Here is a 9,985-nt window from a genome sequence, read left to right on the forward strand (position 1 = left end):
ACGTGTCGCACATTTCGCTTGCTTCTACAGCGACTGGAGGTGGTAAGGAAGGCCGCATGAATGCTTCTACCGAAAGCTGCGGGTGCCACGGGGAGCCCGCGCGCGCGCAAACCGATCCGGCCTATCGCCGTGCGCTGCTGACCGTCGTGGTGCTCAACCTCGGCTTCGGAGTCGCCGAGCTGTTCGGCGGGTTCATCGCCGATAGCCAAGCGCTGAAAGCGGATTCCCTCGATTTTCTCGGGGACGGGTCGATCAGCCTTATCGGTCTTCTCGCGCTTGCCTGGTCCGCACGGGCGAGGGCAAAGGTCGCGCTGACGCAGGGGTTGTTTCTCGGTGCGCTTGGCGTGGGCGTAATCGGTTTCGCGATTTGGCGCGCCCTGAACGCAACCGCGCCCGATGCCGAACTGATGGGCACAATCGGCGTTGTCGCGCTCGCGATCAATGTCGTGTCCGCCTTGGTGCTTGCGCGTTTCCGGGAAGGGGACGCCAATGTTCGCGCGATCTGGCTGTTCAGCCGCAACGACGCGCTCGCCAACGTGGCGGTGATCGCCGCGGCCGGTCTGGTGGCGTGGACAGGAAGCGCCTGGCCGGACCTCGCCGTCGCCGGCCTCATCGCCCTCCTGTTCCTCCACTCCGCTTATGAAATCGTCACTGGCGCTCGGCGCGAATTGGGAGAGCGGTAGTGCGTCTGCTCGCGTTGATCCGGGCAATGCTCTCGTTGCGGCTGCTCTCCGCGCTCGCGGCGCTGCTGATCCCTGCTGCGGCAATCGCCGAACCCGGCGACGTGCAAACCGCATGGCGGCTGCTCGACTATATGGCCGTCGATTATGGCGGCGCGGTCGCCAACGGTCGGATCAAGAGCACGTCGGAATATGCCGAGATGACGGAGTTCGCCGCGTCGGTCTCGACACGGCTTCAGGGCCTGCCGGCGAAGCCGGAGCGTCAAGCCCTCATCCAGCGGGCTGCCAACCTCCAGGCGGTGATCGCGGAAAAGGGACCGACTGAACAGGTGGCAACATTGGCGCACGGGCTCGCGGCCGATCTGTTGCGCGCCTACCCGGTGCCGCTCGCGCCCGATAAGGCTCCGAACCTCGTCTCCAGCGATGCCCTGTTCCGACAATCCTGCGCGTCCTGCCACGGGATGACGGGCAACGGCCGTGGCCCTGACGCCGCCAAGCTCGCTACGCCCCCGATTGCTTTCACCGATGCCGAGCGCGCGCGCCAGCGCAGCGTGTTCGCGCTCTATCAGGTGGTGACGCAAGGCATCGACGGGACCGCGATGCAGAGCTTCGCCGATCTGCCCAACGATCAGCGCTGGGCGTTAGCATTCCGAGCCGGGAGCTTCGCCTTCACGGATGCGCAGGCGCGCGAAGGCGAGCGGCTTTGGAAATCCGACCCGACCCTTCGCCGGCGCATTCCGGACCTGAAAACCCTGGTCGCGCTCACCCCGGCCGCGCTCGGCGCGGCGATCGGCGACGCCAAGGCTGACCCAGTGCTCGCGTTCCTGCGTCGTCATCCCGAACAGGTGATACAACAGGCTCCCGGCTCGCTCGCGGTCGCCCGCGCCAAACTCGCCGAAAGCGTGGCGGCTGCGCGGCGCGGCGATGCGCGCATGGCGAAAGAGCTGGCGCTGTCGGCCTATCTCGATGGGTTCGAGCCGATCGAGCCAACACTCACCGCGCGCGACGCGACGCTGATGGGTCGAATCGAGGGCGCGATGGGGGAGTTCCGCGCCTCGATCGACCGGGGCGCGTCGCCCGATGATCTCGCGGAGAAGGTCGCAGTACTGGGCGGCCTTTTCGACGATGCGGAAGCGGCGCTCGCGCCTGATGCCGCCACCGAAGCGTCCACGTTCCTGGGCGCGTTCACGATCCTGCTGCGTGAAGGGCTCGAAGCCCTGCTCATCGTTGTCGCCATGATCGCGTTCCTGCGTAAAGCCGAGCGCGGCGAGGCGCTGCGGTACGTGCATGGCGGCTGGGTCAGCGCGATCATCGCGGGCGGGATCACCTGGGCGGTCGCCACCTATGCGATCGGGATCAGCGGTGCGAGCCGGGAGCTGACGGAAGGGTTTGGCTCGCTGTTCGCCGCGGTCGTGCTGCTCTCGGTCGGGATTTGGATGCACGGCAAGGCGCAGGCCGATCAGTGGCAGCGCTATATTCGCGAGAAGATGTCGCGGGCGCTCTCGGGCGGGTCGGGCTGGTTCCTGTTCGGGCTGGCGTTCGTCGTAGTTTATCGCGAGGTCTTCGAGACGATCCTGTTCTATGCCGCGCTTTCGGCGCAAGGTGACAACGGGATGCTTCTCGCGGGGGCCGGGTCGGCGATTGGACTGCTCAGCCTGATCGCTTGGGCCATGCTTCGCTACAGTCGCAAGCTGCCGATCGCGCAGTTCTTCCGCTATAGCTCCTGGCTCATGGCGGTCCTGACCGTCGTGCTGGCGGGTAAAGGCGTCGCCGCGCTCCAGGAAGCCGGCCTTATCAACATCGCACCGCTCGCGGACGTGCCACGGCTGTCGATGCTCGGCGTGTTTCCCACTTGGCAATCGGTGCTGGCGCAACTCCTGATGGCGGTCGCCATTGCGGTCGGGTTCGCCTGGAACGGGCGCGACCGATCCCGCTCGGGTTCCGGCTCAGTGACCCTTGGTTCGAATTAGTGCAATGACATGAAAACCCTTCCGTGATAGAGGCAAGCTAGTGCGAGCCTTTTTGCCTTTCCTGACATGCCTGATGCTGGTCCTGACCAGCTTCTCCGGCATGGCCCATGCCGCCGATCTGGCGGGGGGAAGCATCGCGGGCGTTGAGTTCACGGTCCATACCGCCGGTGACATCGATCAGGTGCCATCGGACTCGGACAAGAATGTCCCGCATCATCACAATTATTGTCACGGACACGACGTCGGCGCGCCTGCGCGCACGACGATGGAATATACCCCCGTCCTCACAGTGCCCAAGCCGACAATCTCCGCCTCTGCGTCGCTCGACGGCCGCACCGGCATGGTCCATTTGAGGCCCCCCCAAGCCTGACGTCCGATTTGGGCGTGCGTTGGCGCGCCCCTGTCGATCATCGTCAGGAGTCCTATTTTCATGAATCGTATCCTCGCGGCCATGCTGGCCGCAGCGTCTTGCGCCACGATGGCGCAGGCGCAGGTCGGACCGTCCGCGCCTGTTGCGCAGGATGCGCCGGTCTACACGCTTGACCAAGCGGTCAGTGCAGCGGGCGGTTCGGCCCCTGCTGCGGAAGCGGCGACAGCTGGAATCGACGCGGCCCGTGCAGGTCGCACAGTCGCCGGCTTGCGGCCCAATCCGGTGGTTCAAGGCCAAGTCGAGAATGTCATCGGCTCCGGGCCGTATCGGGGGGTCCGCAGCGCGGAAACCACGGTCGGCTTTGCGATCCCGATCGAGCTAGGCGGCAAGCGCGGCGCCCGCGTCGCGGTCGCCAATGCGCAATTGTCCCGGGCCGAGATCCAGGCCGCGATCATCGCGGCGGATGTCCGGCTTCAGGTAACGCAGCTCTATGTCGAAGCGGTCGCGGCCGATCGCCGGGTAATGACAGCCCGCGATCAGGCCCGGATCGCCAGCGATGCGCTGCGGGCCGCGAGCGTTCGCGTGCAGGCAGGGCGGGCATCGCCACTCGAGCAACAGCGCGCGGATGTCGCGCGTATCAATGCCGACGCCAATGTGGAGCGGCAGCTTCGCTTGGCCGAGGCGGCCCGCGCCAATCTGGCGCGTCGGATCGGACGGCCGATCGACGGCCTGCTCGATGACACGCTGCTCGATCGCCTTCCCGGTGTGAACGTCTATGGGCCGTTGGCACCGGTCAACACGACCGGCACACTCGCGCTGGCGGCAGCCAACGCGGATTTCTCCATTGCCGAAGCCGGCGTGCGGCTCGCGCGCGCCAATCGCGTGCCTGACCTGAACGTCGGGCCGTCGATCCGCCGCCTGGAAGCGACCAACGACATGGCGGCGGTGTTCAGCGTGTCGATCCCGATCCCGGTGTTCAACAATGGTCGCGCCGCGATTGCGCAGGCGACCGCGCAGCGGACCCAGGCGGATGCGCAGCGCCGCGTGACCGCGCTCGACATCGAACAGGCGATCACGGACGCGCAGGCGCAGGCGGCCAATGCCGCAACGACGGCTCGTGCGGCGTCGGGGCCGGCGCTGGCGGCTGCACAGGAGGCCGCCCGCATCGCGCGGATCGGCTATCGCGAGGGCAAGTTCGGCCAGCTCGAATTGCTCGATGCTGAACGCACGCTCGCCGAAACGCGGGTCGCCGCGATCGACGCGCTTGCCAATTACCAGAATGCCCGCGCGCAAGTGGAGCGACTGACCGCTCGTGCGCCCAATGGGGGGAATCAGTGATGAAGAGCTTTTATCTCGCGGGCGCGGCGTCGCTCGCCCTGCTCTTGGCTGCCTGCGGCGGCAAGGATGGCGGAAACGAGGCAACTGCCGAAGGCGCAGCTGCCAATGAGACGGCAGCGGGCACGGAAAAGGGCGGTGCTGAAGGCGGTCATGCCGGTGAAGGCGTCGTCACATTGGGTGCCGACCAGATCGCCACAGCGGGCGTCCAGGTCGGACGGCCGATCATCGGCGGGGCCGGGACGATCGAGCTGCCCGCGATCATCGAGGGCGACCCACAGGGAACGCAGGTCGTCTCGGCCGCAATTGCGGGACGCGTGGTCGCGCTCACCCGTAACCTCGGCCAATCGGTCGGACGCGGCCAGACCATTGCGGTCATCGAAAGCCGCGAGGCGGCGCAGATCAAGGGCGAGGTCGAGGCGGCGCGGGCGCGGCTTCAGCTCGCTAATTCGAACCTCGCGCGCGAACAGCGGCTGTTCGCGCAGAGAGTCTCCCCTGAACAGGATCTGATCGCCGCCCGCACAGCGGCGACGGAGGCGCGGATCGCCCTGACGCAGGCGCAGAGCATGGTTTCGGCGGCGGGTGTCGGCGGCGGCGGGCTCAACCGGCTCGGCATTGCCGCGCCGATCTCGGGCCAGATCATTGCGCGCCCCGTGACGCTGGGACAAACGGTCGCGGCGGATGCCGAACTCTATCGCATCGCCAACCTGAGCCAGGTGTCGATCGCGCTTAATCTCAAGCCCGAGGATGCGGGCCGGGTGCGTCCCGGCAATACGGTGCTGGTGAAGGCGGCAGGCCGTCAGGCGACCGCCCGCGTGACCTTCGTGTCGCCGGCGCTTGATCCGCAGACGCGGCTCGTGCCTGCGCTCGCCACCCTCGACAATCGCGGTGGCGAATGGCGGGTCGGCGAGCCTGTGACGGCAGCCGTGCAGCTCACGGGCAGCGGCGGGAGCGGGGCGGTCCGCGTGCCGACGACGGCGGTCCAGAGTTTCGAGGGCAAGTCGGTCGTGTTCGTGCGCACGCCCACCGGCTTCAAGGCGACCCCGGTCCAGCTCGGCGATGCGTCGGGCGACACGGTGATCGTCCGGTCGGGCCTGACCGGCAACGAACAGATCGCCACCACCGGAAGTTTCACGCTCAAGGCCGAGATCGGCAAGGGCGAAGCGAGCCACGAGGATTAAGCCATGATCGCCCGTATCGTAACCTGGGCGGTCGAGAAGCGCTGGCTAGTCCTGCTCCTCACCGTCATCGTCGCCGCCATCGGCGCCTTTTCCCTCTACCGGCTACCGATCGACGCGGTGCCGGACATCACCAACAATCAGGTCCAGATCAACGTCCGCGCGCCTGCCCTCTCGCCCGAGCTGGTCGAGAAGCAGGTGTCGTTTCCAATCGAAACCGCGCTCGCCGGCACCCCCGGCCTGGAATATACGCGCTCGTTGAGCCGCAACGGCTTCGCGCAGATCACGGCGGTCTTTTCGGACGCGACGGACATCTATTTCGCCCGCCAGCAGGTGGGCGAGCGTCTGCGGGGCGTGCAAGAGAATCTGCCCGACGGCGTGAACCCTGAAATGGGTCCGATCGCGACAGGCCTGGGCGAGGTGTACATGTACACCGTTCGTCTCGATCATCGCGAGGACGACAAGCACAAGCCCGGTGAACCGGGCCAACAGCCCGATGGCAGCTACATCACGCCAGAGGGCGAGCGACTGACGACCGAAGAGGACAAGGCGACCTACCTGCGCACCGCGCAGGACTGGATCGTGACGCCGCTTCTGAAGACCACACCGGGCCTCGCCGGTGTCGACTCGATTGGCGGTTACGCCAAGCAGTTCCTCGTCGTGCCCGACGTGCAGAAGCTGGCCTCGCTCGGCATCACGCTGACGGACCTGGGAAATGCGCTGGAGCGCAATAACACCAGCGTCGGCGGTGGCTTCGTCAATCGCAATGGCGAAGGTCTGGCTGTTCGCTCGGATGCGCTCGTTCGCAATGCCAGCGAGTTGGCCAGGACCGTGATCGCGACACGTAACGGCGTGCCGATCACGGTCGAACAAGTTGCGACTGTGAAGACGGGTCAGGCGATCCGCATGGGTTCGGCATCGGAGAACGGTACCGAAGTCGTCGTCGGCACGGCGATCATGCGGATCGGCGAGAACAGCCGCATCGTGTCGACCGCGGTCGCTGAGAAACTGAAGACGATCAACGCTTCGCTGCCTCCTGACGTCGTAATTCAGCCGGTGCTGAACCGCACCGAGCTGGTCAATTCGACGATCAAGACGGTCGCGAAAAACCTGTCCGAAGGCGCGGTGCTGGTCATCGTCGTGCTCTTCCTGCTGCTCGGCAACTTCCGTGCGGCCCTGATCGCGGCGTTGGTCATCCCGATCACCATGATGCTGACAGGCTTTGGTATGCTGCGCGCTGGGGTCTCGGCCAATCTGATGAGCCTTGGGGCTTTGGACTTCGGTCTGATCGTCGACGGCGCCGTCATCATTGTCGAAAACGCGCTGCGCCGGCTTGCCGAGCAACAGCATCATGAAGGCCGATTGCTCAGCGTCAAGGAACGGCTCGCGACCGTGGCAGCCGCCGCTCGCGAGATGATCCGCCCCTCGGTTTACGGGCAGGCAATCATCATCCTCGTCTACGTACCGCTGCTCACGCTGACCGGCGTGGAGGGTAAAACGTTCGGACCGATGGCGCTGACCGTCATCATCGCGCTCGCCTTCGCCTTCATCCTCTCTCTCACCTTCGTGCCGGCGATGATTGCGATCTGGCTGTCGAAGAAGGTCGAGGAGAAGGACGGCCGCATCATCACGTGGCTGAAGAAGCGCTACGAACCCGGTCTCGACCGGGCCATGAAGCGCCCGACGCTGACGATCGGTGCGGGTGTGGGAAGCCTTGTGGTGGCGGCGCTTGCTTTCACTACGCTCGGCTCGGTGTTCCTGCCGCAGCTCGACGAAGGCGATTTGCTGATCCAGTCGCTCCGCATTCCGGCAACGTCGGTCCAGCAGAGCCAGGCGATGCAGGTGCCGATCGAGCGGATGATGTCGAAGCAGCCGGAGGTGCAATTCGTCTATTCCAAGACGGGCACCGCCGAGCTGGCGGCCGACCCGATGCCGCCGAACGCGACCGACATGTTCGTCATCCTGAAGCCGCGCAAGGATTGGCCGGATCCTGAGCTTCCCAAGGAGGAGCTGGTCAGCCGGATCGAGGGTAATCTCGCGAAGATTCCGGGAAATGCCTACGAGATCACCCAGCCCATCCAGATGCGCTTCAACGAGCTGATCGCCGGCGTGCGCGGCGACATCGCGGTGAAGGTGTTCGGGGACGACTTCAACCAGATGAACCGGACGGCCGAGCAAATCGCGGCGGTGCTGCGCAGAACGCAAGGCGCAGCGGACGTGAAGGTGGAGCAGACGACCGGTCTTCCCATGCTCGACATTCGCGTCAACCGCGACGCGATGGCGCGGTTGGGCGTTACGGCTCAGGATGTGCAGGACACCGTGACTGCGACGATCGGCGGGCGAACATCGGGCCAGATCTTCGAGGGCGACCGTCGCTTCCCCGTGGTGATCCGCCTGTCGGAGGCGCAGCGTGCCGACATCGGCCTGCTCCAACAGGTGCAGGTGCCGGTGGCAGGCGGCGGCTATGTACCGCTGTCCAGCGTCGCCGAGATCAAGGTGGTCGATGGTCCGAACCAGATCAGCCGCGAGAACGGCAAGCGGCGCGTGGTGGTGCAAGCCAACGTGCGTGGCCGCGACGTCGGATCCGTCGTGGCGGATGCGCAGGCGGCGATCGGCAGCCAACTCCGGCTGCCTGCCGGCACCTATCTCGAATGGGGCGGCCAGTTCGAGAACCTCCAATCGGCAAGCGAACGGCTGAAGCTGGTCATTCCGGCTTGCTTCATCTTGATCCTGCTGCTCCTCTACGGGGCGTTGGGATCGGTCCGCGACGCCGCGATCGTGTTCACCGGCGTGCCTTTCGCGCTGGTGGGCGGCGTCCTGTTGCTGTTCCTGCGGGGCATGGACTTCTCGATCTCGGCGGCAGTGGGCTTCATCGCCCTCTCGGGCATCGCGGTCCTCAACGGCCTCGTCATGGTCAGCTCGATCCAAGATCTGATCCGATCAGGGATGAGCCGCGAGGAAGCCGCGCATGTTGGCGCGATGCAGCGTCTGCGACCCGTCATCATGACCGCGCTAGTCGCCAGCCTCGGCTTCGTGCCGATGGCGCTGGGCGAAGGCGCCGGCGCAGAGGTTCAAAAGCCTTTGGCGACGGTCGTCATCGGCGGTCTGATCTCGGCGACGCTTCTTACGCTGTTCGTGCTGCCGACACTCTATGCCCGGTTCGGGCAGAAAGTGATCGAGAAACCCGAGCACTACAATGAGGAGCATGAAGGGGACGACCACGGTCAGACCTTCGTGAACAACTTGGCCTGATGGATGGGCGGGGCGATCCGCGATCGCCCCGCCCATCTCTGGGAGATGGGGATATGCCTCGCACCATAACCAGCTCGATGCTTCACGGCGGGCCACTGCGCATCTGGTCGGCACTCACCGATCCGGATCATCGCCGGGCGTGGAGTCCGCTCGTATTTCTCGATGATCCGTCCCGGCTCGGCGACACAGAATGCACCTTTGCGATCCAGGGCATCACCCGGCCAATTCGGACGCCAGCACGGATTGATCGATTCGATAAACCGCACGCCTTCGCTTGGTCCTGCGGCATCCCCTATCTGTTCACGCTCGAAGAGCGGTACGAGCTGGCGGGGGACGATGGCGGCACCAGGCTAACGCATAGCTGCACGCTGCGCGGGGCGCTCTCCCTGCCGTTCGCGGCGATGATGTTGCGCCGCCTGCGATCCCTGATGGTCGAATCTGACGATCGCCTCGCAACCTATCTCCGCTGGCGGGTAGGTCAGCCTGCCCGGGCTATCAATCGTCAGCGCGTCCCCTTCCGCTACAGGAGGAAGGCGCGATGATGATGCACTGTAAGCGGGTGCTGCCCGCCGTCATCCTCGTTGTCGGGCTCGCGGCGTGCTCGGAAAGAAAGCCGCCAGCCCCGCCAACGGAGCAGCAGATCCATTCGTCCGACAGCGCCGTGGCGACCGGGGAAATGGGGCGGCATAGATATCGCTGTTCCGACGGGGAACCGCTGTTCGTCGATTACAAGGACAACGGCCTGCAGATCGATTTGCGGCGCTCCAACGGGGGACCGCCGATGATGCTGACCGCGCCAGCGCAGGGCCTGCAATATGTCGGCGAAACAGCCACCGCGACCTTCAAGGGGTCGCAGCTCACCATCGTGGAAGGCGATGGCCGTACCCGGATCTGCGAGCGGGAAGGCACGCGATGAACTGCCCTGCCTTCGAACGCCACAGGGCGCTTCGTCGGAAGAGACCGATGTCTGACACGTCGATTTCAAATGTGACAACCTTGTGCGGCCTGAATCGGGCCGGTCTGGCGATCGCGCGCCTCGGCGTCGTTCTCGTCTCCGGGGCGGTTATAGGGGCGTGTAATCCAGCGCCGACCCAGCCTACCGAGCCGGCGCATGAAAAGCATCTGACGTCGAAACTAATCGCGCAGCGCATCATGTACTGCGACGACGGCACACGCGCCGATGTCGACTTCATCGATGAC

Annotated in this window: 8 protein-coding genes and 1 pseudogene; all 9 read left to right on the plus strand. The window is 65.6% G+C overall.

The genetic code is table 11. The annotated features are described in order from the left end of the window. Nucleotides 1–56: 56 nt before the first annotated feature. Nucleotides 57–683: a cation efflux transmembrane domain-containing protein gene (locus SP5_RS17165; protein ID WP_004212870.1), complete on the plus strand. Its 627-nt coding sequence runs from the start codon at nucleotides 57–59 to the stop codon at nucleotides 681–683. Next, nucleotides 683–2,650, plus strand: coding sequence for a cytochrome c/FTR1 family iron permease (locus SP5_RS17170; protein ID WP_004212871.1), 1,968 nt, complete (start codon nucleotides 683–685; stop codon nucleotides 2,648–2,650). Before SP5_RS17165 ends, SP5_RS17170 begins: the two co-directional genes overlap by 1 nt. 73 nt (nucleotides 2,651–2,723) lie before the next feature. Further along, nucleotides 2,724–3,020 carry a hypothetical protein gene (locus tag SP5_RS17175; protein WP_007406840.1) on the plus strand — a complete coding sequence of 99 codons (297 nt, stop codon included), beginning with the start codon at nucleotides 2,724–2,726 and terminating at the stop codon, nucleotides 3,018–3,020. Between the two features lie 60 nt (nucleotides 3,021–3,080). Then, entirely contained in the window at nucleotides 3,081–4,358 is a 1,278-nt protein-coding gene (locus SP5_RS17180; RefSeq protein WP_004212875.1) for a TolC family protein, read from the plus strand. Next, the gene (locus SP5_RS17185; protein WP_004212877.1) at nucleotides 4,358–5,536 is read left to right on the plus strand and encodes an efflux RND transporter periplasmic adaptor subunit; all 1,179 of its coding nucleotides are present in this window, start codon (nucleotides 4,358–4,360) and stop codon (nucleotides 5,534–5,536) included. Before SP5_RS17180 ends, SP5_RS17185 begins: the two co-directional genes overlap by 1 nt. A gap of 3 nt (nucleotides 5,537–5,539) precedes the next feature. After that, on the plus strand, nucleotides 5,540–8,785 hold the full coding sequence (locus tag SP5_RS17190; protein WP_004212878.1) for an efflux RND transporter permease subunit: 3,246 nt from the start codon (nucleotides 5,540–5,542) through the stop codon (nucleotides 8,783–8,785). A gap of 53 nt (nucleotides 8,786–8,838) precedes the next feature. Beyond that, nucleotides 8,839–9,327 carry an SRPBCC domain-containing protein gene (locus SP5_RS17195; RefSeq protein WP_004212879.1) on the plus strand — a complete coding sequence of 163 codons (489 nt, stop codon included), beginning with the start codon at nucleotides 8,839–8,841 and terminating at the stop codon, nucleotides 9,325–9,327. Then, a complete protein-coding gene (locus tag SP5_RS17200; protein WP_004212880.1) occupies nucleotides 9,324–9,701 on the plus strand; it encodes a hypothetical protein in 378 nt (125 codons plus the stop codon). Before SP5_RS17195 ends, SP5_RS17200 begins: the two co-directional genes overlap by 4 nt. 47 nt (nucleotides 9,702–9,748) lie before the next feature. Then, nucleotides 9,749–9,985 (plus strand): annotated as a pseudogene (locus SP5_RS17205) (hypothetical protein); the annotation flags it as partial.

It is taken from the genome of Sphingomonas parapaucimobilis NBRC 15100, assembly GCF_000787715.1.
In the GTDB taxonomy this organism is placed as follows: Bacteria; Pseudomonadota; Alphaproteobacteria; order Sphingomonadales; family Sphingomonadaceae; genus Sphingomonas; species Sphingomonas parapaucimobilis.